Annotated in this window: 21 protein-coding genes; 1 reads left to right on the top strand and 20 read right to left on the bottom strand. The window is 45.4% G+C overall.

Going from position 1 to position 23,219, the window contains the following annotated elements:
- Positions 1–279 precede the first annotated feature (279 nt).
- From nagA to G590_RS0107930, 8 genes are all read right to left on the bottom strand, one after another.
- On the bottom strand, positions 280–1,425 hold the full coding sequence (nagA, locus tag G590_RS0107965) for an N-acetylglucosamine-6-phosphate deacetylase (protein ID WP_022765140.1): 1,146 nt from the start codon (positions 1,423–1,425) through the stop codon (positions 280–282).
- An 8-nt stretch (positions 1,426–1,433) separates the two neighbouring features.
- A complete protein-coding gene (locus tag G590_RS0107960; RefSeq protein ID WP_022765139.1) occupies positions 1,434–2,177 on the bottom strand; it encodes a response regulator transcription factor in 744 nt (247 codons plus the stop codon).
- Positions 2,178–2,179: 2 nt separating this feature from the next.
- Positions 2,180–3,031 carry a carbohydrate ABC transporter permease gene (locus G590_RS0107955; protein ID WP_022765138.1) on the bottom strand — a complete coding sequence of 284 codons (852 nt, stop codon included), beginning with the start codon at positions 3,029–3,031 and terminating at the stop codon, positions 2,180–2,182.
- Position 3,032: 1 nt separating this feature from the next.
- Positions 3,033–3,920 carry a carbohydrate ABC transporter permease gene (locus G590_RS0107950; RefSeq protein ID WP_022765137.1) on the bottom strand — a complete coding sequence of 296 codons (888 nt, stop codon included), beginning with the start codon at positions 3,918–3,920 and terminating at the stop codon, positions 3,033–3,035.
- Between the two features lie 82 nt (positions 3,921–4,002).
- Positions 4,003–5,418, bottom strand: a complete 1,416-nt coding sequence (locus tag G590_RS0107945; protein WP_022765136.1) for an ABC transporter substrate-binding protein — start codon at positions 5,416–5,418, stop codon at positions 4,003–4,005.
- Between the two features lie 99 nt (positions 5,419–5,517).
- Complete coding sequence (locus G590_RS0107940; RefSeq protein WP_022765135.1) at positions 5,518–7,203, bottom strand: sensor histidine kinase; 1,686 nt, start codon at positions 7,201–7,203, stop codon at positions 5,518–5,520.
- Complete coding sequence (locus tag G590_RS0107935; protein ID WP_022765134.1) at positions 7,203–8,618, bottom strand: phosphoglucomutase/phosphomannomutase family protein; 1,416 nt, start codon at positions 8,616–8,618, stop codon at positions 7,203–7,205. The genes G590_RS0107940 and G590_RS0107935 overlap by 1 nt, the downstream gene beginning before the upstream one ends.
- Entirely contained in the window at positions 8,615–11,035 is a 2,421-nt protein-coding gene (locus tag G590_RS0107930; protein ID WP_022765133.1) for a GH36-type glycosyl hydrolase domain-containing protein, read from the bottom strand. The genes G590_RS0107935 and G590_RS0107930 overlap by 4 nt, the downstream gene beginning before the upstream one ends.
- A 159-nt stretch (positions 11,036–11,194) precedes the next feature.
- Between G590_RS0107930 and G590_RS18805 the strand changes: the two genes are divergently transcribed.
- Positions 11,195–13,237 (top strand): HelD family protein, encoded by a 2,043-nt coding sequence (locus tag G590_RS18805; protein ID WP_022765132.1) that lies wholly within the window; start codon positions 11,195–11,197, stop codon positions 13,235–13,237.
- Between the two features lie 122 nt (positions 13,238–13,359).
- Here the strand turns inward: G590_RS18805 and G590_RS0107920 are convergent, their stop codons facing one another.
- The 12 genes from G590_RS0107920 to rpsG form a co-directional block, all read right to left on the bottom strand.
- Positions 13,360–14,274 (bottom strand): DUF4097 family beta strand repeat-containing protein, encoded by a 915-nt coding sequence (locus G590_RS0107920; RefSeq protein ID WP_022765131.1) that lies wholly within the window; start codon positions 14,272–14,274, stop codon positions 13,360–13,362.
- Positions 14,264–14,863: a DUF1700 domain-containing protein gene (locus tag G590_RS0107915; protein ID WP_022765130.1), complete on the bottom strand. Its 600-nt coding sequence runs from the start codon at positions 14,861–14,863 to the stop codon at positions 14,264–14,266. Before G590_RS0107915 ends, G590_RS0107920 begins: the two co-directional genes overlap by 11 nt.
- On the bottom strand, positions 14,856–15,173 hold the full coding sequence (locus G590_RS0107910) for a PadR family transcriptional regulator (protein ID WP_022765129.1): 318 nt from the start codon (positions 15,171–15,173) through the stop codon (positions 14,856–14,858). Before G590_RS0107910 ends, G590_RS0107915 begins: the two co-directional genes overlap by 8 nt.
- A 164-nt stretch (positions 15,174–15,337) precedes the next feature.
- Positions 15,338–15,640 carry a LiaI-LiaF-like domain-containing protein gene (locus tag G590_RS0107905; protein WP_022765128.1) on the bottom strand — a complete coding sequence of 101 codons (303 nt, stop codon included), beginning with the start codon at positions 15,638–15,640 and terminating at the stop codon, positions 15,338–15,340.
- A gap of 1 nt (position 15,641) precedes the next feature.
- The gene (locus tag G590_RS18800; RefSeq protein WP_022765127.1) at positions 15,642–16,241 is read right to left on the bottom strand and encodes a hypothetical protein; all 600 of its coding nucleotides are present in this window, start codon (positions 16,239–16,241) and stop codon (positions 15,642–15,644) included.
- Positions 16,242–16,258: 17 nt separating this feature from the next.
- Positions 16,259–16,684 (bottom strand): hypothetical protein, encoded by a 426-nt coding sequence (locus G590_RS0107895; protein WP_022765126.1) that lies wholly within the window; start codon positions 16,682–16,684, stop codon positions 16,259–16,261.
- Positions 16,681–17,205 (bottom strand): RNA polymerase sigma factor, encoded by a 525-nt coding sequence (locus G590_RS0107890; protein WP_022765125.1) that lies wholly within the window; start codon positions 17,203–17,205, stop codon positions 16,681–16,683. Before G590_RS0107890 ends, G590_RS0107895 begins: the two co-directional genes overlap by 4 nt.
- A gap of 114 nt (positions 17,206–17,319) precedes the next feature.
- A complete protein-coding gene (locus tag G590_RS0107885) occupies positions 17,320–18,426 on the bottom strand; it encodes a hypothetical protein (protein ID WP_022765124.1) in 1,107 nt (368 codons plus the stop codon).
- 140 nt (positions 18,427–18,566) lie between these two features.
- Entirely contained in the window at positions 18,567–19,049 is a 483-nt protein-coding gene (locus G590_RS0107880; RefSeq protein WP_022765123.1) for a GNAT family N-acetyltransferase, read from the bottom strand.
- Positions 19,050–19,163: 114 nt separating this feature from the next.
- Positions 19,164–20,354, bottom strand: a complete 1,191-nt coding sequence (tuf, locus tag G590_RS0107875) for an elongation factor Tu (protein WP_022765122.1) — start codon at positions 20,352–20,354, stop codon at positions 19,164–19,166.
- A 143-nt stretch (positions 20,355–20,497) separates the two neighbouring features.
- Entirely contained in the window at positions 20,498–22,615 is a 2,118-nt protein-coding gene (gene fusA / locus G590_RS0107870; protein ID WP_022765121.1) for an elongation factor G, read from the bottom strand.
- A gap of 54 nt (positions 22,616–22,669) precedes the next feature.
- Positions 22,670–23,140 carry a 30S ribosomal protein S7 gene (gene rpsG / locus G590_RS0107865; RefSeq protein ID WP_013281752.1) on the bottom strand — a complete coding sequence of 157 codons (471 nt, stop codon included), beginning with the start codon at positions 23,138–23,140 and terminating at the stop codon, positions 22,670–22,672.
- Positions 23,141–23,219: the final 79 nt, after the last annotated feature.

The following is a 23,219-nucleotide window of genomic DNA, read 5'->3' as shown; positions in this document are numbered from 1 at the left end:
AGATTGTTCTATCGAGGAAAGGCATCATCACCTGATTTGGAAACCATTATATCAAAAAATCTAGTTCCTATAAGGCCAGATAGACATCGGGAAAGAAAACTAACTGGCAAGATATATCATAGTTTCCTATACAGAGTAGCATAAAAACAATAAGCTGCATAATTTTATTTTGGCGGAGAAAATCCGTCTATTTGCTATGCCCTAAAAAGAAGAAACTGAGGATGAAGAGTAAAATACTTCATCCTCAGTCTGTTGCCATTTTTGTATTGTCATACTAACTTAATGACATTGCCCAATGGGTGATCCTTTTCTTAAAATTTTCTTAATTGAGAGATCTTTTTTGTCCAGAAGAACTATGTCAGCGTACTTGCCCGACTCTAAACTTCCGTATTTATCGGCTATACCGATTCGTCTTGCCGGATTGATTGTAGCTGCCGCCACTGCCACCTCGATAGGAATATCCATATCAAGGACCACTGTCTTAAGACAATCCATAAGATCGGTTCCGGAGCCTGCGATTGCACCGCCTTCCTTAAGCCTTACTTCTCTGCCCTTCTTGATCGCGGGAAGTCCTCCAAGCTCATACTCGCCGTCGGGCATTCCTGTAGACCTCATACTGTCACTGATCAGTATCATCCTCTCAGCCCCCATCATCTCAAAGGTAGCTCTCACCGCAGCAGGATGAATATGAATACCATCGCAGATCAGTTCTGCCGTCACGTGTTTGGAATCAAATACCGCTCCAACAACGCCCGGTTCTCTGTGGCTCATTCCCGTCATGGCATTGTAGAGATGAACCGCGTGAGAGGCACCGGCTCCAAAAGCCTTCATAGCTGTATCATAATCCGAAGCAGTGTGGGCAAGTGACACGATGACCTTGTCCCTGACCGCTTCAATGTATTTCTCAAAGTCAGGGTTTTCCTCCGGCGCAAGTCCGATTATTTTCAAAAGACCTTTCGACGCCTCGTAAAACTCATCCACGATCCCGGGATTGCACTTCATGATATATTCTTCATTCTGTGCACCCTTTTTCACAGGGCTGATGAACGGTCCCTCCATGTTAAAGCCCACCAGATCCGATAATCTGTTGTTTCCTTTGGCGGCAAACTCTGCTCCCAAAGAGAGCACATGCTTTAAATCTTCTACAGGAAGCGTCAGTGTCGCAGGGCAAATAGCTGTAACTCCGCGCGAGACCTCATACTCCGCTATCTTTTCAAAAGCCTGCGCATTACCGTCGCATACATCTTCTCCCATGGCTCCATGGAAATGAATGTCTATAAGTCCGGGAATCGCATAGCACCCGGTGGCATCGATGACTTCTTCTCCCGCCGATGCACTGTCAGTGATAAGTTCTTCCTTTACATAAAGATCTTTTTCATGAAATTTCCTGTCTTTACCAAAGACAGATGCCCCAGTAATCTTCATAACCGCCCTCATTTCAAAAATCTGTTTCTGTATTCGTTAGCGCTCATTCCCGTGTACTTTTTAAATACTCTGGAGAAATGAGCAGTATCCGCAAATCCGACTCTCTCTGAAATATCGGCTATATGCAGTGATGAATCCTCCATAAGCTCTTTTGCATTCTCAATCCTGATCTCGTTAAGGACATCAGAAAAGCTCTTGCCTGTGCTGTTAAGGAGCTTACTTAAGTGCCAGTGGCTCACGTAGACCTTCTCTGCCACGTCTGTGAGCTGGAGCTTCTCCTTGTAGTGCTGCTCCATATAGCTTATAGCCTGTTTGACAATAAAGTTGTTGGCGCTGGTGTTGTCATCCTCGATGGGCTCCTGCTCTGCATCAGCCACACTTGCAAGTCTCTCGGAAAGGCTCTCCATAGCTTCATCAAGTTCCTTCATCTTGGATGGCTTGACCAGATATCTGAACACGCCAAGATTAAGGGCTTCTCTCGCATAATCGAAGTCCCGATACCCTGTCAGGATTATCACATGAAGATTTTTGTGTTCGCTGCGCAGAGCTGCCAGCATGGTAAGTCCGTCCATACCGGGCATTCTGATATCTGTAAAAAGAATGTCCGGACGGCACTTTTCTACCATGGCAAGTCCCTCTTTTCCTGAGGAAGCTGTCCCCGCAACAACACAGTTGTATTTCTCCCAGTCAACTATTTTCTTAAGGCCCTCTGCAATAACGGGCTCATCGTCAACAATAAGTACTTTGTACATACTCAACCCTTTACGGCACCTGCTGTCATCCCTTTAATTATATACTTTTGCAGGAAAACATACACTATTATTACCGGAATTATTACCAGTGTAACGGCTGCTGCCATGAGTCCGTAGTTGGTTCCCTCTTTGGAAGTGAGCTCATTAAGCAGCCTTGTGATAGCTTGCATCTCAGGTCTTCTCAGGAAGAACATCTGAGTAAACAGATCGTTATAACTCCACAGGAATGAGAAGATCGCAACGGTTACAAATGATGGCTTACCTAAAGGAACCACGATCTTAAAGAATATCTGCGGTATAGAGCAGCCTTCCAGATGCGCTGCTTCCTCAAGTTCCAAAGGCAATGACTGAACATAACCCATGAGCACAATTATCGCAAAGCTCATATTTCCTGCAACCTGAGGCAGGATAACTGAGAGCATATTAAGAAACCAGCTTGAAGTGTTTGTTATATGCCAGCTCGACTCCATGGTGTAAACAGGAATGATGGTTGAGAACACAGGAAACATCATAGCTGCAATCACCAGGGTGTGCATAAGCTTTTTTAACTTGAAATCAAATCTTACAAGGGCAAAAGACGCAAGTCCGGCAAGTATCATTACTCCGACAGTTACACATCCCGAAATGAAGATGCTGTTTAAATAAGCATGTCCGATATCGAGTCTGTCGAAAGCTCTTTTATAATTGGCCAGAGTAAAAAGATCTCCCAGAGGAAGCGCAAAGCTCTTTGCCAGGATCTTGTCCTTGGCTTTAAAAGAGTTTTCCAGAACCCAGAAAAGCGGATATATGGTTGTCAGCGCCCATGCTCCAAGGAGCAGGTATAAAAATGAAAGCCCTATCTTATTTCTTTTCATATCAGAAGTCCTCGCTTTCTTTGAATACGAGTCTTGTCAGCCTTGAGAGGACTACTCCAAGCACAACGATAAGAACCGCCAGTGTTGCACCGTAGTCAACGTTCTTGGCTTCCATAGTCTGATAGTACATGTAGGTTCCTGTAAGGAAGGTCTCCTTGAGTGGCATTCCCTTTGGAAACATTGTCCAGGGAAGATCAAATACTTTGAGTGCACCGGTGACGCCCAGAGTCAGGCAGGTACATAGCACGTTTCTTAAAAGAGGCAGGGAAATATACCACACTCTCTGGAATCTTGTAGCACCGTCGATAGCTGCAGACTCATAGAGTTCCTGAGAGATGTTGTTAAGTCCCGTCTGAAGTATTACAAAATAAAATCCTACATATTGCCACACAACAGGGATCATCATGGTCATAATGGCCAGTTTTTCTCCCTTCCAGTCTATAAGCTCTTTTCTGCCAAAGAGCTCTAAGAACTGATTGAGCATACCTTTGTCATAGAGGAAGATCAGGTTAAAGAGAAGTCCCAGAGCTGTAGCTGAAATAACGATAGGGAAGAAGTAAACCGTCCTGAAGAACTGTGTCCCTCTGTCGATATTGTCAACAAGGATTGCAAGCAAAAGAGCTATTCCCACCTGCCCCACTATGGTGGCAATGATCATAATAAATGTATTTTTCAGTGAAGTCCTGACAACAGGATCAGTAACCAGCTTCACATAGTTTTCATACCACGGTGTATTCCACTTTGTTCCAAAAGTCCCCAGATTCTTGATACCGCGAAAGCTGCCATATATATTTACAAAAAACGGATAGTAGAGATAGATGATCATGAACAGAAATGCCGGTGCAAGAAATAAAAAGACATATTTTCTGCTTTTATAAATGTTAGACATACGTAACCCCTCTTAAAGTTTCGACCGGCGAATACTATGTATTGCCGGCCGAAACAAGATTCAAAGGAAAATCGAAACTAAATTATTCTAAAGTGTCTTTGTAGACATCAATACCTTCCTGAACTGCATCTGCTGCAGAAACGTTGCCTACTACGATGTCAGGCATTCCATCAAAGGTTGATACTCTGCAGTCACCGTTGAAGAGATCCTGTACAGCGCCTGTAAGAGATGTAACGCCGCTCATCATAGACATTGCCTTAACCTGAAGAGCATTGAACTGTGTCTCGTCAACAGCAGGAGCATTCTTAAGAGCTGAAGCTGTGTGCTGTGCGAACTGAGGAACTACCTCGTCACTTGTCATGTGCTCAACAAAGCTTACAGCTGCTGCCTTCTTGTCGGGATCTTCCCAAGCCTTGGTTGTGATGTAGTAACCCATTGAAAGTCCGCCGATCATATCTGTGGTCTTTCTGTTGCCCTTGCCGGGGAAGTAAGTTACGTCAAAGTGGCTGAGCTTATCAGCATCGATTGTGCTTGGATCCTCAGGATCTGACTGGCATGAACCAACGATACCGCCAACCTTCCATGAACCGTCGAGAAGGAATGCTGCCTTGCCGTCTGTGAACATAGCGAAGGTCTCATCATCTGTTGCTGAAAGTGTGTTATCAGGGAAGAAGCCTTTCTCATAAAGGTCCTTGATATCCTCAAGTCCTGCTACCCACTGAGCACCTGTAGCATCATCTGCTGCGCCGGGGATATTCAGGTGGTTGTCAGGTGTCTGCTGATTGAAGATTGCAAACTCCCACCAATAATGAGGAATGTTGCCAAGAGCTGCTGCGATAGGAGCATAACCTGCATCCTTGATCTTCTGGCAGTCCTCAAGGAACTGATCCCATGTATAGTCTGCGCCGGGCATTGCTACGCCTGCAGCGTCGAGAACTTCTGTGTTAACAAACATTGCTTCCCAGTATCCGTTTACAGGAACTGCGTACTTTTTACCATCTGCAGGAGATGCTGCGATGAGGTCATCGTTCATGTTTGATGCATACTCAGGGAACTCTGCTCTGATATCATCGATTGATACAACCTTGCCTGCGTTAACAAAATCATTGGCATCTGCTCCGTTGAAGAAGAACAGAACGTCAGGCTCTGAACCTGTCTCAAAGTCTGTGATGATCCTTGTCTTGAAGGTCTCATCCGAAGTTGCTGAGGTATCGCTTACTGTGTTTCCTGTAGCTGCTTCCCAGTCTGCAACAGCATTCTTGTAGTTCTGAGCGTTGGAATCCTCACCTGCGAAGGTTGTTGTAACAGTGATCTCTACAGGACCTGATGCCTCAGTAGTCTCAGCCGGAGCCTCTGCTGCGGGTGCTTCTGCTGCAGGTGCTTCTGTCTGTGCAGGAGCCTCTGCTGCCGGTGCCTCGGGTGCTGTGCTTCCGCAGCCGACCATACTAATAGTCATAACTGCTGTCATGAGCACTGCTGTCAGATTTTTAAGTTTCATACTTTCTCTCCCTTCTGCGCATACCCTTATGCGCATGTGTTACGTTTTTTCTGATTATAGGATAGCAGTGCTGCAGCTTTAATCGGATTGCTGAAATTGTCAATTTTTGACAAAAATAGTGCTGATAGTGTTTCCGTTTCCGTCTGTTTCAATAGTGAGCCTGCTCTCAGACCCATAAAGCATTCTAAGTCTCCTGTGAACGTTGCGGATACCGATCCTGGTGGAGCGCTCCTCCATGGGCTTGATATCCATATCATCCGTCAAAAGCTCTTTTATCTTGGCGAAGTCATCATCGCTTGGAACACCGGGGTTTATTATGCGAATCTTCATGTCCACCTTGTCGCCCTTCTGGGTTCCTTCTATCTCCATACGCACTCTCCTTATGCCATCCTCAGAGTAGCTGTATTCAACAGCATTTTCGATCACCGGCTGAATGATAAGCCTTGGAACCATGACTGATAAAAGAGCTTTATCAATATTCTCTTCGTAGAAAAACCTGTCCTGATATCTGCACTTTATTATGTAGATATATGCATTTACATACTCAAGCTCCTCGGAGAGCGCAATCAGAGACTGCCTGTTCCTGTCCATGGTTGCACTCATCATGGTGGACAGTGCCTCTATCATGCTGGACACCTTCTCCTGGCCGTTCATCCTTGCTTCCCAGTTGATTATCTCCAGTGTGTTATTCAAAAAGTGCGGATTTATCTGGGATTGGAGCGCATGTATATTGGCATCCCGAAGAGCAATCTCCTCAACAAATATCTTGTTGAACTGCTCACCGAGCTTGATGCTCATCTTGTTGAAGTTCCTGGTCAGATCTGCGATCTCGCCGCTCTGTCCCTCAGGCTGTTCAACCACTTCTCCGTACTCACCCTCTGCGATCTTCTTGGAAGCGGCAGTAAGCGTAGTGATGGGCTTATTGATCCTCTTGTTGAAGAAATAGAACAGCAGCAGGATCAACGGGATCAGGAACACGATCAGGATCATAAATGTGATGTTGATGGATCTCTTTTCCAGTCCCACGGCAGTTCCGTCATAGGCAACCGAAAATGTAAATACACCGTCAACGCTCTTTCTCGTACAGGTAATTACATCCTGGGATCCTTCATAGTCTCCCTCGCTGTACAGCTTATCTTCTTTAAAAGAGATATCCATTCCCCGGTATTCCCAGACACTCTTTAAGCTCTCAAATACCTCCTGTGGATTTATCTCCATTACAAGGACAGCATATCTCTTAAACCCTCTGCCAATCAGGTTTCGTATCATATACACATGTCCGCCCATGGCAAAAAACTCTGTCCTGGTATCAAGGTCCTCCGATATGAAAAGAGCTTTTTCCTGCACCTGTTCCTTGAAGAACTTGTACCTTGTCACGCTTCCTCTTCCGGTGGTATTGCCCGTGTAATAAAGATTTTCGGGCTCATCGGTAAAGATCAGGACAGTTATGTCAAAACTGGGATCATACTTATAGTGTGCCGACAAAAAAGTCGTGACCTCATTATAGAGTTTGCCGGAATCTCCGCTCTCCTTGTACTCGGACCAATAATCCGCGATATATGAAAGATATGATGCATCCTTGGATGAATCAATGCAGTCCAAAAGGCGGAGGATACTGATATCCGCCGCCTTTTCCATAGATGTTGTTATAAGGCTCTGGCTCTGCCTGTCGATCCTTCCGGAAACCACAACAAGAAAAGCCACAACAATGGCAGTTAAAGGCACAAACCACCCCAGTGCCAAAACTCTGAGCATCTGCCATTTAAGAGATTTTCTTCTTTTCATCAGTCACTAAGCCCCAACAGATTTTTGTATGCGTCACAAGTCTTTTCCGCAAGGGCCTTGTCCGGCATCTCGCAGAAAATCCTAAGGAGCGGCTCCGTACCTGAGAATCTCACACAGACCCATCCCCCATTCTTAAAGTATACCTTACAGCCATCGAGATAGGAAGTCCTCTCCACTTCCGCTTCAAAGGAAGGAACTGCCTTGTCTTCCATGAGAAGCTTCTGGTACTCAGGCTTTTTCTCTGCCCTGAAGGAATAATTCTGCTCAAGCATATAGTAATGGCCGAACTCTTCCTGAATATCATCGTACATCTCAGATATTTTCTTGCCTGTCACAGCCAGCATCTCAACCAGGAGAGCTGCCGCATACACACCGTCTTTTCCGTTGATGTGTCCTCTTACTGTGAGTCCGCCCGAGGACTCGCCTCCTATGAGCGCATCAGTCTCTGTAATCTTGGCTGAAATGTGCTTAAAGCCAACAGGAACTTCATAGCTCTTTTCTCCAAATTTCTCAGCGATCCTGTCGAGCATGTGTGTGGTGCAGAGGTTCCTGACAACAGGTCCGCTCTCGTGTCTGTACTTGACCAGATAGTAATATAGAAGAACCAGAATGTCGTTTGGCGAAAGATATCTTCCCTTGTCGTCCACAACGCCTATCCTGTCGGCATCTCCGTCAGTTGCGATTCCTATGTCGCAGTGGTTGTCTATTACGCAGGTCTTTAACGGACTCATTGCTCCCTCGTTGGGTGCGGGAAGCTTACCTCCAAAGAGTGTGTCGTGGCGGCCGTGTATGGTCTCCATCTCGCACCTTGCTGTAAGCAGTATGGTCTTGATCGCAGTCTCACTTACGCCGTACATCGGATCAAGTGCCACGCGCAGCGATGCATTTTTGACTGCTTCAACATTTATCCTGTCCAAAATATTATCTATGTATTCATTGATCGGATAGAATTCCTCTATAAGTCCTGCTGCCTTGGCATCCTCATATTCCATGACGGGAACAGGAAGTGTCACCTTGCTTATGTATTCCTCAACCTGCGCGGTCTGCTTCTCGTCAGCATCTCTTCCACCAGCGGTAAAGAGCTTGATACCGTTGTAAATAGCAGGATTGTGGCTGGCAGTCACCATCATTCCATAGGGAAGCTCATGCTTCATCACATAGAACATAACAAGAGGTGTCGGGCTTGACTTGTTGATGAGCCTTGCTTTGATGCCTGCTGCCGCAAACACTACACCGGCCCACTGCATAGCTTCTTTGGACAAAAACCTTCTGTCATAGCCAAGGACAATTCCTTTATCCGCCACATTCTCAGCCTTCATCTTGGCCGCCATGGCATTTGCCAGGATCTGAACATTCTCCTTGGTAAAGCCGTCACCTATGATGGCTCTCCATCCGCCTGTTCCGAACTTGATCATCTCTTTTCCCCTTTCTGTCCCATGACAACGTCTATCACATGTTCTTCTCCGGCGGCAAATACAGGGATTCTGGAAACCTCCTTGCCGTCGAGGTAGATCATCTTCACGCCCTTTTCCACATGATCAGAATTAATCACGCTGATGTTATATGTTGCGCCTCTGAAGACCCTGGACACTTCAAATCCGTCCCAGCCCTTAGGAATGCATGGATCAATGATAAGCTCGTCAAATCCGGGTCTTATGCCAAGCATGTAATGTGTTACGGCGAAATATGCCCATCCTCCGCTGCCTGTCATGAATGGATGGTGCGCCCTTCCGTAGGTTGTGTGGTCCTTGCCGGATATGAACTGGCAGTATGAATAAGGCTCAGCCCATCTCTTTTCTATGCTGTCATTCTGATAATACGGGCACAGACTCCTGTAATACTCGAAGGCCCTGTCTCCGTTGCCCATTCTGCATTCCGCGGACCAAACCCATGGATTTGGATGTGAAAAGATGCTTCCGTTCTCCTTAAGTCCCGGATAAACCCTGGTGACAAATCCGACCTCATCGTCGGGCTCCGTGTAAACCGGTGCATTGAGCATGATTCCGAAAGGCGTTGCCAGTTTATAGTGGATGGAGTCGAGAGCTCTTTTAGCCTTCTCCTCATCTGCAGCGCCGGAGAGAACCGCCCAGGCATTGGACTCAAGGTGGATCTGCCCCTCCTTGTTATCCTTGGTTCCGATCTTTCGTCCGGACTTCGTAAAGCCGCGCAGATACCAGTCGCCGTCCCACAGGGTGTCGTTGAGGCTCTTCTGCAGTCCCCGGATTTTCTCTGAGAGCTCTTTTGCAAAAGACATATCACCTGTATAGGCAGCTGTCTTCTCAAGGCAAACCAGCGCTCTGAATAGCAGGAACGAAACCAATGCGCTCTCGCCTCCGCCAAGATTAAGGCAGTCGTTCCAGTCAGCCCTGAGTCCCTTACAGATTCCGTTGTCTCCAACTTCCTTCAGGGAGAAAAGAACTATCTTCTTCATATGCTCATATACGCTGCCCTTACCGCCATCGGCGTACCCGTATTCCTCATTAAGGAAGTTAAAATCTCCTGTTTCCTTGACGTACTCAACTATCGAAGGAACAAGCCAGAGTGCGTCGTCAGAGCATGCATCCGCAAGTCCGTGGACCTTGGATGCACCCTCCGGCTCGGGTATAACAGTGGGAGATTTGAAAGGCTTTTTCTTCTTCTCTTTTTCCTCCTCAGGCAGGAACCATCTTGGTTCAAAGAGATGTATTCCGTATCCGCTGCTTGTAAGGGCTCTGAGGAGCTCAACTATTCTCTTCTTGCACCCTTCAGGATTTGAAGCGATCACAGTCATGGCATCCTGCGCTGTATCGCGGTATCCAAGGCCTGTCCTTCCACCGACTTCAATAAAGGATGCAAATCTGGAGAACATGACATTGATCTCAGCCTGGTAGAGAGTCCAGGTGTTTATCATTACATCTATGCCCTTCTCGGGGCTCTTTACCGCAAAGCGCCTCTGCTTATCCTGCCAGAATTTCTTCAGGGCAGCGTAGGCTTCATCGAGCTTGTCGGGGGTGTTGTACTTTTTCTTTATGGCTTCCGACTCGGCTATTCCGCCTTCGCCAAGGAAATAGATCAGCCTTACCGATTCACCTGCCTGCAGCCTTAAGTTCTTTTGAAGAGAAGCACAATGGTTGCCCCCCTTCTCGAATGAACCGGTAAGACTCCCCCTCTCGACCGCTTGGGGATTGGTCTCTGTGTTATAGATTCCGATGAACTCATCCCTTAGGCACTCAAAGCCGTCAGGCTCAAAGTTTGAAGTAAAGTACTGGTAGCCTTCCTCCTCATAAAACAGGTCATAGAGAATGGTCCCGTCCTTGTACTCACTGCCTGCACAGTATAGGCTCATCTGGAAATTCTGATTATCTATGGGAACATGATGATACGAAAATTCTGCATAGGAAAATACAGAGAGATCTCTTGTGCGATCACTCTGATTGCTGATGACAACATCCCAGACAAGGGCATTGTCTCCGATAGGAATGCTGAGCTTCTCGCTTGCCTTAAGGCCCTTGTACTCGCACTCATAGGTGGTTACGCTCATGCCGTGACGGGTTGTGTACTTAGCTTCGTCTAAAGACTTGCCCACCGGCTGCCAGGAAATGCTGAAATAATCACCGTCCTCGTTATCTCTTATGTAGATATAGTCGCCAGGCCTGTCCATTGGAATGGCATTTCCCCTGAACCTTGTTATCCTGTGATACTCAGGCGATTTGTAAAAGAGATATCCACCGGCCGTGTGATTGACAACAGCGCACATATCCTCCACTCCCAGGTAGTTGGTCCAGGATGTGGGAAGATCGACTCTGTCTATAACGTACTCGTTGTTTTCTTCATCAAAATGTCCGTATCTCATAATTTCCTCCCTTTCTTATGTCTTTAGTTTAAAAAATCAAGGAAAAAATTAAATGCCCCATTTTGGCTTGTTTTTTGTTCAATGCCAAAATTGGACATACATGTTATACTGAAAGGACAACCTAAGGTTTGTTTTTTACATTTACAAGGCAGGTAATTTATGAATAAAGAAGAATTAAATCTGGAACAAGAGCACTTAACGGCTACATATAACAAGCTCCTTGATATGAAAAAAGATCTGGAAGACAAGATCGTATCTTTGGACGAAAAAGCCATGGAGGAAAAGAACGATATCCGTGACAACCTCCGTTTCGACTATGCGGACGATGAGACGGCTTTTGAAACCCTGGGCGAGATTGAAGTCTGGAACAGATATATTGATTCATACAATGTAGAAGTAAGCTCTCTTGGCAGGCGCCTTAATACAATTACCAAGCTCCTGGAGTCCCCTTACTTTGCCAAGGTCACACTTCAGTTTGACCCGTCAGAGGAGCCCGAGAGCTACTATATAGGCCGAGCTTCCATCTCCGAGAATCGCTATCAGCAGATGATAATCGACTGGAGATCTCCTGTTGCGGAGGTTTACTACAACCAGGAAAACGGCCACACGCACTACACCGTTGATGATCGTGAGATTCCGGTGGACCTCAAGCTGCGCCGCCAGTTTGACCTGACCAAAAATAAACTGCATGCATATTTTGATACTCAGGTTGCAATCGAGGATCCGATGCTTCTTGCATCTCTTTCCCAGACAAGGTCTGATAAGATGCAGGCAATCACCGCAACCATCCAGAAGGAGCAGAACACGATTATCAGATACCCCGATGTTCCTGTTCTCCTTGTTGACGGTATCGCAGGAAGTGGCAAGACTTCTGTACTGCTACAGCGTATCGCATATCTCTTTTATCAAAAGAGAAACACCTTAAGGCCGGATCAGGTGTGCCTCATGACACTCAATCCCGTCTTCAGGGACTATATCGACAACGTACTTCCTGACCTTGGCGAGAGTAACCCTGTCACTCTGACATGGCAGGAGTTCCTGACCAAGCTCCATGTGCCATGCGGCGACGGATCACAGGATTATACAGATCCCGAGAGCCTTGAGCTGATAAAGGAGGGGCTGCTAAGCCTTGTTCCTGAGGAAGATGATTTCTTTGACGTTAAGCAAAAAGAGAAGCTCGTGCTGTCCAAGAGCGAGATAGTATCTGTAGTAAGACACTTTAACAAATTCCCGATGGGCGTGCGCCTTATCCAGATCGCATCTGATGAGCTTGAAAACAGAGCCAAGAACTCTTTAAGAAACATGGATAATGATTCGGACGAAGAATCTGAGAGTGCACCGGGGTCCGATAAAGCCGCAGATAATCTTATTGAGAATGATTTCGGCGGAGCCCTCAGCAACATAAGGCACTGCAGCTGGGTAAATATAAAGCACGTAGCCCAGAGGATCCTCGGAAGAGATGACATAACTGCTGCCGAGTGGCTTTATACCAAGATTCTCCTCACAGGCATCTGCGACAAAAATATGCGCTACGTCATGGTAGATGAGATTCAGGACTACACCATGGCTCAGCTTCAGGTTCTTTTCAAATACTATCCAAATGCGCGTTTCATGCTGCTTGGAGATGAGTTCCAGTCAATCCGCAGAGGTACTCTGACCTTTGATGCTATTGAAGAATTTGCGAAAGAAGAGAATAAGTCTTTTGCCCTGCTGCCTCTTATGACCAGCTACAGATGCTCGCCTGAGATCACCGACAAGTTTGCAGCGATACTTCCGGATGCCAAGAAGATGCTGGTTTCCTCAGTTAAGCGTCCCGGAGAAAAGACCTGTAGCAAGGCATGCAGTTCAGATAAAGAGTATTATGCAGAGCTCAAAAAGCTTATAAAAGAATATTCGGAGATGGATGGACTTACTGCTGTTATCTGCAGAAATCCGCTGACTATTGATAAGATCATTTCCGCACTTGGCAAGGATGCGCCTTCCGAGATCACGCTTCAGGATGCACTTCCTTCCGGCGGAGCATTCATTATAGAACTGGCACTGGCCAAGGGCCTTGAGTTCGACCATGTGATCCTGGCTGACGCCGATGAAGACAACTATCCAAGTGACGAGATAGGCGATCACTGCCTGTACACTGCTATGTCAAGAGCAACACAGCACCTGGCTGTTCTTGCCAAGGGCAAGCTCGCTGAGAAAGCATAAATGGTCCCTGGGGACGGGGGTTAGGGGTCATTTTCAGAAAATTCTGGAAATGACCCCTAACCCCCGTCCCCAGGGACCAAAAACGAGCCACTGACTCCGTCCCCTAGGTCCATTTATGTTATTCAGTTCTCTACAACAATCTCAATATCTCCGGACCCTGTCCTTATCACACAATTTCCGCCGTTTCCATCATTTGGAACATTTACATCACCGCTGCCGGCCTTTGCATCAAAGGACTTGGCTGTCTTAACCGATCCCGTAACATCTCCGCTTCCTGTCTTAAAATTCATTCCAAGACTGTCACATCTCTTCAGGAAGATGTCGCCACTGCCTGTTGCAGCTTCCATGGATGCTGAAGCGATCACATCTGTCAAAAACAGTTTGCCGCTGCTGGTCTTTGCAAAGAAGTCTCTTTCACATTCAAGATTTTCTACTGAAACATCTCCGCTTCCCACATTGATCTCAGCTGACTTGCATCTTGTCTCTGCCAGCCACAGCTGTCCGCTTCCGAGCTTTGCATCTATCTCCTCTGCCTTAACCTTGGAGATATATCCATCACCGCTTCCAAGGCTCACATTGACATCACGAAATGTGAATGAGTCTTCCATCTTAATGTCTCCGCTTCCGATGTGGGCCTTAAGGTTCTGGTATTCATCCTCAGGAAGATAAAGCTGTGAGGTGAAATCGTTAATTGAAAAGAGCCCCTCGAGATTCATAACACGTTTATCAAATTTTTCTTCAATCTTCAAAGTCTTGCCACTTACAGAAACATCGAACTTGGCATTGTCGTTCTCGCCACAGATAAGATAAGACTTGTTGTTATCGGACTTTTTAATCTCAAGATTCTGATCACCTATCTCTATCTCAATATTATCAAAGTCTTCTGTGATGTCTTTAGTCACAGCTTCGTACTGATTCTGTGAAACAGATTCCTTAATATCTCCCGCAGCTGCCCTGAATGACGCAGCTGCCATTACAAGTCCTGTAATAAGCAGCATTGATGCTACAATAATCGCCATCTTCTTCTCAACTCTCATCAGATTTACCTCCTACAAACATTTTCTTTATACCAACCGCCATCTTCTTGCTCAAAAACAGCATTCCTCTTGTTACCTGATTAAATCCAAAGAACAATAAAATTCCCAAGCCAATCAGTGCTATACCGCATCCGATAAAGAATGTCATTACCGGGACACCTCCGGTCTGAATAACGGCTCCGATAACTCCTGCAATTCCGCTTATGAATACCGAAAGATCAATCACATAAAGCGAAAGAATTATTATCCAGAAGCACAAATACAGCACCAGACAAACAACAATAAATGAAAGAAGCAGTGGAAGCCAAACCGGCGCTCCCAGGATCAGCAGAACTATCTCCCATCCTTTGAATGATCTCTTAGGTGTGATCTTCTCTTTTACAATCTTTGTTATCGGAATCTCCTCAAGGATCTTGCCTCTGATCTCCTCTATACTTCCCAGTGCCGCAACGGCTTCCTCTTCAGGCATTCCATCTTCTATTCGGTCATCGATCATCTCTGTATAGAAATCCACAGACTTTTTGATATCCTCTTGGGAAAGTCCGATCAGCCCTGCGGAAAGCTGATTTACAAACTCTGTCTTATTCATGCGCATCCTCCCTCGTCACAAATTCATAGATCTTCATCAGTTCCTTCCATTCCTCCTCAAATGCCTTAAGTCTGGAAAGTCCTGCATCTGTTATGTGGTAATACTTCCGTAGCCTTCCGTTATGCTCAGCCGATCTGACGGTTAAGAGCTGTTGATTCTCGAGGCGTCGAAGTATAGGGTAAAGAGTCGACTCCGATATCTCCACGTATGAGCTCATATCCTTGACTATCTGATATCCGTAGGAGTCTTCGCTCTTGATGGCAGCCAGAACACATACATCCAAGAGTCCTCGCTTCATTTGATTTTCCATCGCATTACCTCCTGTTACACAATACTATATGTCACATAGTATTGTGTGTCAAGCACTATTTTAAAAATAATAAAAATGGTCCTGAGGGACGGAGTCAGGGGGTCAAAACTGACCCCCTGACTCCGTCCCCCAGGACCATTTAACTACCTAACGCAGAACCAATCTCAAAACATCTGTCCGTTCACAAAGTACTGAAACATCAGATCTGCCCCTGCCATGCACATTGCAAAGAAAGCAAGGATAAACATAAGAACTATTGCCGCCTTGTCATATATGACGCTGTCAGTCTTAAGATTTGATGCCAGCACTTCAACTCCCAGCCCTATCAGGATTAAAGGCCACAGCTTAAATATCACATCATAACTGATCACACTTAAAAACAAGTGCAGTATAAACATAACTCCGAATGCAATAAACGCAAATCCGGTTGTAATGGTTCCAACTCTATGAGTTCTTACATTCTCCATATCATGCCTCCTTTGAATCAAGGCTCTTATCTTCTATCTGTGCAATATCCGCAACAGGTTTTACATCTGTCTCAGATATCATATCCATTTCTTTTTTCTTGCCCATAATCATCCTGATGCCAATTGCTACCATCAATATCGATACGATCACTGACGGAATCTGACTTACAACAGGATATATGTCACCCCAGTAATCTCCGGGTATCAGGTTATAGAGTATGCCGGAGAAATAATCCCAGAGCATAGCAGCTCCGACTATAATAAGAGCTATCGCAATCCATTTCTTTGCACTCTTTTCAGCCAGCTTATTAAACTTAATATCCGAGAATTCTTCCCACACATATCTGTCTTCCATTGCCAGGAAGTCCTGATCATCCATACCAGCAACATTTCTTGCATGAAAGAATCCGTAAAACCACAGTACAGCACAGATCGGAATCAGGAAATCCAGTCCGCTTCCCATAGCAAATAATACAAAAGCCACAAGGAAGAACAGCATAAGGCTAAAGCCATTTTTCATGAATCCCATGTACATCTCTGCTGCTCCGGGCAGAAATGAGAATATAAATGTAAAAAATCTGTTTTTCTTTTTCTGTTTCATTGTGTATACCTCCAACTTTACTTAAACAAGCTTTCAATATGTGACTGTATAAAAAATTCTGTTTCCTCTAAATAGCCGCTACTGGCGCGTTCTCTTAAAACCTCTTCTTTTGATTGAAGGAATCTCTTTTCTAAAACTTCTTCTCTGGATACAACATTTCTCTCAGAAACTGTATCTTCTCTGGAAGGAATCTGCGTCTGCGTATCAGGAATGAAAGGAACTATGCATACAAGAGCAATTGCAGCAGCTACTGCAAATCCAACTCTTACACAGTACTTGCCAAACTCTATTGTCTTCCTGCGCCTCTTGTACTCTATGAAAGATAAAACATTTCTTTCGATACCTGCAGGCGCCTGAACAAGCTCTTTTCCCTCTATATCAGTGATAAGTTTATCCAGCTCATCATCGCTTAAATATGGTATTATCTTATCTTTATCACTCATGCAAGCAGATCCTCCTTCCTTATAGTTTTCTTTAGCATCTCTCTCGCCCGGTAAATATGGGATTGAACGGTCTTAAGCGGTGTTCCCGTTCGTATCGAGATCTCTTTTGCCGTAAGGCCCTCTTCAAAATGGAGCTTAGCCGGCGTTCTGTATGGCTCTGACAGTTCATCGCATCTGTTTCTGAAAGTCTCCATGATGTCTGCAGCAACGTACTGTTCCAACGGGCCATCCCGGCTAAGCGCCTGAGTTTGAGGTAGTTCATCGTTAGGAGTTGATACAGCCCGTCTCTCTGCAGCTCTTAAGTAGTCAATACACTTGTTGCCGGCAATCCTGCAGAGCCAGGCCTTTTCCGAAGCACCATCAAACTCATTTATATGCTCATAGGCCGAAATAAAGGTTTCCTGCGTAATATCCTCCGCGGCAAAATAATCACCCGTCAGCTTAAGACATACAGAGAAAACCAGATTCTTGTACGTGCTCATCAGCTCTATTAACTTTTCCTTAGAATCAGTTTTCCCCATCTTTTTTTCCTTTATTTCGCTCTCCTCATATAATATAACGAATCAGACACATAAAAGTCTGCAAAAAAATTGCGACTTCCGGAAGAAAATTCCGAAAGCCGCATAAACACTGTATTATTGTTCCCCAACATATTCAAAACTAATTCCGTCATCATGAGATACATAAAGTCCTGACGGGTGCTTACCAAGTTCCTCACTGTAATAATCCCCGGAATAGGGGCTCTGCCCTGCCAGCATATAAAGGTCTTCTCCGTCCTTCCAGACCTTCTCGGGAATGGTAAACGGGTTGTAGATGCTGCCATCCGCCAGTTTGACCTTAGCCGAGGGATAATTTATCTGGGCAAAAGACCTTCCTCCGTCCGCCGTTCTATAGAGAAACGCGTCATCTCCCCCATTATAGGTAAGGCATGAAAATCCAAGCGTGGTATCGTCTATGAATGTAATCCAGCCAGCTGCTCCACCACTTCCGCAGTAGGGATCGTCATTAACCAGTATAACTTTCCCGTCACTTTTTCTCCTGGCTGTAAGCACGTAGTAACTGCTTCCTGCTGCCCTGTCGACAGGGATCATACCATAGGTGATTCCATCCCCTGTTGTGTAAGAGCACTCCGCTTCATAGTCCTCATACCCCTCTCCGCTGCCGTCATCTGTAAATTCCAGTTTCTCATAACTGTCAGACCTGACTGCCTGACCATCCGGAGCATTCAGTTTATCATCCAAAAATTCATATAATCCGCTATACAGGGCTTCTCTGTCATACCCATTACTGATATACGGAGATGGGTCAAAAGACACTTCTGAAGGATACATGCTTATGATGATCTCCTTGTAGAGCCACGGAGCCTCATCATACGGAATCTCTGCAAGAGAGATTTCCATCCACTCACATATATCATCGCAAAACCAGTTCATATCCTGCATTCCGTTCTCATCGAGAATCGGAACCATCACTGTTCCCATCAGAGTCTCACTGCACTCCCTGTCCTGCCAGTATAGCGCCCTCTGTATCTTCTCAGGAAATGTATCTTCAGCCAGCCCGATAAACTTATAAAGCAGCTGATTCTCATGTATCTTCTGCTGAGTTTCTTCATCAGTCTCTTCGCTTGCCGCCACCACTGACTGATCCTCTATATTCTGATCCGATAATACCTCATTCTGAAAAGAGCACGCAGATAAAGTAAGCATGCCCAAAAGAGCTACTCCAACAATCCTGGTTTTCATTTCACTCCACTCCTTTTCTATCCCCTATTCAAGATTAATGATCCCTAGGGACGGAGTCAAGGGCTCATTTTGAAGCGATGATTTCTTCCGCCATCTCAAACAGCTCATCTGCAGTCATATCAAGATCAAATCCCATAAGATTATAATTTCAACACCGCAATTAATTCTTCTCCATCCATGTCCCCGGTCTCTGCAAATCCTAAAGACTCATAAAGCTCTTTTGCCACCTTATTCTCAGGCTCATATGAAAGCCAACAGTACTCAGCCTTGCCACAAGGAGATGTCTTAATAAACTCAAGAGCCAGTTCTATCGCTTTTCTGCCATAGCCTTTTTGCTGATATCTCTTATCTATCATCAGGCGCCATAGATTATAGTTATTATCGGCTACCCCAGGCGCATCATCCCAATAGTCGTCTTTGTCATATCCGATCATAACGAATCCCACCGGAGTATCTTCGTCATAGATGCCAAAAGGATAAGCGTATCCATTATTAGCAATAGTTGTATAAGCCTCAATGATACTTACATCATTAGCGGCGACAAATTCTCTCTGTTCATCATTAACAGATAGTTTTAATATATCCCAAACATTTTTTCCATTTATCTTCTCAAGTCTTAACATCTGGTGCTCTCCCCAATTTTGCTCAAATACGTTCTTTTATTGTACGAAAAAAGAGCTCCAAGCACAAGGCTTGAAGCTCTTTATAAATTCAGTGATCATGCGATCTGATAAGAATTACTCAACGATTGTAGCAACCTTACCTGATCCAACTGTACGTCCACCCTCACGGATAGCGAACTTAAGACCCTGCTCCATAGCGATAGGGTGAATAAGCTCGATAGACATTGTTACGTGGTCACCAGGCATGCACATCTCAACACCATCAGGGAGGTTGCAGACACCTGTAACGTCAGTTGTTCTGAAGTAGAACTGAGGTCTGTAGTTTGTGAAGAAAGGTGTATGACGGCCACCCTCGTCCTTAGTAAGAACGTAAACCTCAGCAGTGAACTTTGTGTGGCATGTTACTGTGCCAGGCTTTGTTACAACCTGACCTCTCTGGATACCATCACGGTCTACACCACGGAGAAGAAGTCCTACGTTGTCACCAGCCTCGCAGTAGTCCATAGTCTTTCTGAACATCTCGATACCAGTACATACAGACTTAGATGTCTCTTCCTTAATACCAACGATTTCGATTTCGTCGTTGAGGTTAAGGTGACCTCTCTCTACTCTACCTGTAGCAACTGTTCCACGACCTGTGATTGTGAATACGTCCTCAACAGGCATAAGGAAAGGCTTATCTGTCTCACGAGTAGGTTCAGGAATGTATGAATCAACTGTATCCATAAGCTCCATAACCTTGTCGCCCCACTCAGACTTAGGATCCTCAAGAGCCTTAAGAGCTGAACCACGGATGATAGGTGTGTCATCTCCAGGGAACTCATACTCTGTAAGAAGGTCTCTGATCTCCATCTCTACGAGGTCAAGAAGCTCAGGATCGTCAACCATATCGCACTTATTCATGAATACGATGATGTAAGGAACACCAACCTGACGAGCAAGAAGAACGTGCTCCTTAGTCTGTGCCATAACACCGTCAGTAGCAGCAACAACGAGGATAGAACCATCCATCTGAGCTGCACCTGTGATCATGTTCTTAACGTAGTCAGCGTGGCCAGGGCAGTCAACGTGAGCGTAGTGTCTGTTAGCTGTCTCGTACTCGATGTGAGCAGAGTTAATTGTGATTCCACGCTCTTTCTCTTCTGGAGCCTTATCGATCTGATCAAATGCAACAGCAGGTGAAAATCCTCTGTCTGCAAGAACAGTTGTGATAGCTGCTGTAAGAGTTGTCTTACCATGGTCAACGTGTCCGATTGTACCGATGTTTACGTGTGGCTTACTTCTGTCAAACTTAGCTTTTGCCATTTTTAAATATCCTCCTTAAGGTGAAATGTTGTTAATAAACATTTTCATACATAATTTAACCGACTATATCGATTATATTAAAAGTTTGCCGTGAAATCAAGCGTAAACTATGATTTCACGGGACTTTTCTATTAATTTAATGATCAGTTGCCCTTATTTGAAAGAACTTTATCCTGAACATTCTTAGGAACCGGAGCATACTTCTCAAAGAACATTGAGTAGTTACCACGTCCCTGAGTTCTTGAACGAAGGTCTGTAGCGTAACCGAACATCTCAGCAAGAGGCACATGTGCTCTTACGATCTTTCCGCCGCCAAGATCATCCATACCTTCAACCTGTCCACGACGAGAGTTAACGTCACCGATAACATCTCCCATGTACTCCTCAGGCATAGTAACCTCAACCTTCATGATAGGCTCAAGAAGAACTGGAGCACCCTTCTGCATAGCATCCTTGAATGCCATAGAACCTGCAATATGGAATGCCATCTCAGATGAGTCTACCTCGTGGTATGATCCGTCGTATACTGTAGCGTGTACACCAACAACAGGATATCCACCAAGTGTTCCGGCCTTCATAGCCTCTTCGATACCTTCGCTGATTGGCTGGATGAATTCCTTAGGAATAGCACCACCAACAACTTCGCTATCAAACTGGTAAAGGTTGTCGCCGTTAGCATCCATAGGCTCGAAACGAACCTTACAGTGTCCGTACTGACCACGTCCACCGGACTGCTTAGCATACTTAGACTCAACGTCTACAGGCTTTGTAAGTGCTTCTCTGTAAGCAACCTGAGGTGCACCAACGTTAGCCTCAACCTTATATTCTCTAAGAAGTCTGTCAACGATGATATCAAGGTGAAGCTCACCCATACCAGCGATGATTGTCTGACCTGTCTCAGGATTTGTATGAGCTCTGAATGTAGGATCCTCTTCAGCAAGCTTCATAAGAGCCTCATCAAGCTTCTGCTGACCTGCCTTAGTCTTAGGCTCGATAGCAAGCTCGATAACGGGATCAGGGAACTCCATTGACTCAAGGATAACAGGGTTCTTCTCATCACAGAGAGTATCACCTGTCACTGTGTTCTTAAGACCAACAGCAGCAGCGATATCACCTGAATATACCTTATCAAGGTCTGATCTCTTGTTAGCATGCATCTGAAGGATACGTCCAAGACGCTCCTTGCTGTCCTTAGTACTGTTAAGTACGTAAGAACCTGAATTAGCTGTTCCACGGTATACACGGAAGAATGCAAGCTTTCCTACGAAAGGATCGCTGACAATCTTGAATGCAAGAGCTGCGAATGGGCCATCATCTGTTGACTCAACCTCGATCTCATTGCCGTCCATATCTGTTCCCTTACAAGCAGGGATATCAAGAGGTGAAGGCATGAACTCGATAACAGCATCAATAAGCTTCTGGATACCTCTGTTTCTGTGAGCTGAACCACAGCAAACAGGGAAAGCCTTACACTCGCAAGTTGCCTTACGAAGTGCTGCCTTAAGATCAGCAACTGAAGGCTCCTCACCCTCAAGGTACTGCATCATAAGGTCTTCATCAAGATCGCAGATCTTCTCAACGAGCTCTGAGTGATAAAGCTCAGCGTCATCCTTGAGATCAGCAGGGATCTCACCAATAGTAACATCCTCGCCCTTATCATCGTTGTAGATGTAAGCCTGCATCTCGAAAAGATCGATGATTCCCTGGAACTGATCCTCAGCTCCGATAGGGATCTCAATCATAATAGCGTTTTTCTTAAGTCTATTTCTGATCTGCTCAACAGCTCCGAAATAGTTAGCGCCGATGATATCCATCTTGTTGATGAATGCCATACGAGGAACGTTAAATCCGTCAGCCTGTCTCCAAACGTTCTCAGACTGAGGCTCAACGCCTTCCTTAGCACTAAATACACCAACTGCACCATCAAGTACGCGAAGTGAACGCTCAACCTCAACAGTGAAGTCAACGTGACCAGGTGTATCAATGATATTGATACGATGCTCTAAAGCGCCTGGCTTAGCCTTACCATTCTCCTGAAGTGTCCAATGGCAAGTTGTAGCTGCAGATGTGATTGTGATACCACGCTCCTGCTCCTGTTCCATCCAGTCCATGGTAGCAGTACCTTCGTAGGTCTCACCAATCTTATAGTTAACACCGGTATAGTAAAGAATACGCTCTGTAAGAGTGGTCTTACCAGCATCAATATGAGCCATGATACCGATGTTCCTGGTTCTCTCCAATGGGTATTGTCTATCAGCCAAAGGTATTTCCTCCTATAAATATTAAACCATAGTCAACTCACATTCAGATAAAGATTAGAATCTGTAGTGTGAGAATGCCTTGTTTGCTTCTGCCATCTTGTGCATGTCTTCTTTTCTCTTTACAGCTGCACCAGTATTGTTGTATGCATCCATAATCTCTGAAGCGAGTCTGTCAACCATAGTCTTCTCGCCTCTAGCACGTGAGAAATTAACAAGCCAACGAAGCGCAAGAGCCTGACGTCTATCTGGTCTAACCTCGATAGGAACCTGGTATGTAGCACCACCAATACGTCTAGCCTTAACCTCGAGAGCGGGCATGATGTTGTTCATGGCTCCCTCGAATACTTCAAGAGCAGGCTTTCCAGCCTTCTCCTCTACCTGTGCGAATGCTCCGTATACGATCTTCTGAGCAACACCCTTCTTGCCATCAAGCATAACTGTGTTGACAAGCTTGGTTACAACCTTGTTATCGTATAAAGGATCCGCTAATACGTCACGTTTTACAATATGTCCTTTACGCGGCACGGTTCTTCCCTCCTTTAGAATTCCTAAATTCATAGGTACTCACTAATTTAGTGTACGTGCGGTATCTTACTACTTTTAT

The sequence above is a fragment of the Butyrivibrio sp. XPD2006 genome, from assembly GCF_000420865.1.
Taxonomy (GTDB): domain Bacteria; phylum Bacillota; class Clostridia; order Lachnospirales; family Lachnospiraceae; genus Butyrivibrio.
The sequence above is the reverse complement of the archived record's forward strand: the minus strand, read 5'-3'. Positions and strand labels throughout refer to the sequence as shown.

Excerpts from the sequence above, each read along its gene's own strand:
- G590_RS0107890 (WP_022765125.1), bottom strand. The coding sequence starts at position 17,205 with ATGGGGAAAACTGATTCTAAGGAAAAGTTAATAGAGCTGATGAGCACG.
- G590_RS0107955 (WP_022765138.1), bottom strand. The coding sequence starts at position 3,031 with ATGAAAAGAAATAAGATAGGGCTTTCATTTTTATACCTGCTCCTTGGA.
- G590_RS0107905 (WP_022765128.1), bottom strand. The coding sequence starts at position 15,640 with ATGGAGAATGTAAGAACTCATAGAGTTGGAACCATTACAACCGGATTT.
- G590_RS18800 (WP_022765127.1), bottom strand. The coding sequence starts at position 16,241 with ATGAAACAGAAAAAGAAAAACAGATTTTTTACATTTATATTCTCATTT.
- G590_RS0107920 (WP_022765131.1), bottom strand. The coding sequence starts at position 14,274 with ATGAGAGTTGAGAAGAAGATGGCGATTATTGTAGCATCAATGCTGCTT.
- G590_RS0107915 (WP_022765130.1), bottom strand. The coding sequence starts at position 14,863 with ATGAATAAGACAGAGTTTGTAAATCAGCTTTCCGCAGGGCTGATCGGA.
- tuf (WP_022765122.1), bottom strand. The coding sequence starts at position 20,354 with ATGGCAAAAGCTAAGTTTGACAGAAGTAAGCCACACGTAAACATCGGT.
- G590_RS18805 (WP_022765132.1), top strand. The coding sequence starts at position 11,195 with ATGAATAAAGAAGAATTAAATCTGGAACAAGAGCACTTAACGGCTACA.
- G590_RS0107940 (WP_022765135.1), bottom strand. The coding sequence starts at position 7,203 with ATGAAAAGAAGAAAATCTCTTAAATGGCAGATGCTCAGAGTTTTGGCA.
- G590_RS0107910 (WP_022765129.1), bottom strand. The coding sequence starts at position 15,173 with ATGGAAAATCAAATGAAGCGAGGACTCTTGGATGTATGTGTTCTGGCT.
- G590_RS0107945 (WP_022765136.1), bottom strand. The coding sequence starts at position 5,418 with ATGAAACTTAAAAATCTGACAGCAGTGCTCATGACAGCAGTTATGACT.
- G590_RS0107895 (WP_022765126.1), bottom strand. The coding sequence starts at position 16,684 with ATGAGTGATAAAGATAAGATAATACCATATTTAAGCGATGATGAGCTG.
- G590_RS0107930 (WP_022765133.1), bottom strand. The coding sequence starts at position 11,035 with ATGAGATACGGACATTTTGATGAAGAAAACAACGAGTACGTTATAGAC.
- G590_RS0107885 (WP_022765124.1), bottom strand. The coding sequence starts at position 18,426 with ATGAAAACCAGGATTGTTGGAGTAGCTCTTTTGGGCATGCTTACTTTA.
- G590_RS0107935 (WP_022765134.1), bottom strand. The coding sequence starts at position 8,618 with ATGATCAAGTTCGGAACAGGCGGATGGAGAGCCATCATAGGTGACGGC.
- G590_RS0107950 (WP_022765137.1), bottom strand. The coding sequence starts at position 3,920 with ATGTCTAACATTTATAAAAGCAGAAAATATGTCTTTTTATTTCTTGCA.
- G590_RS0107880 (WP_022765123.1), bottom strand. The coding sequence starts at position 19,049 with ATGTTAAGACTTGAGAAGATAAATGGAAAAAATGTTTGGGATATATTA.
- nagA (WP_022765140.1), bottom strand. The coding sequence starts at position 1,425 with ATGAAGATTACTGGGGCATCTGTCTTTGGTAAAGACAGGAAATTTCAT.
- G590_RS0107960 (WP_022765139.1), bottom strand. The coding sequence starts at position 2,177 with ATGTACAAAGTACTTATTGTTGACGATGAGCCCGTTATTGCAGAGGGC.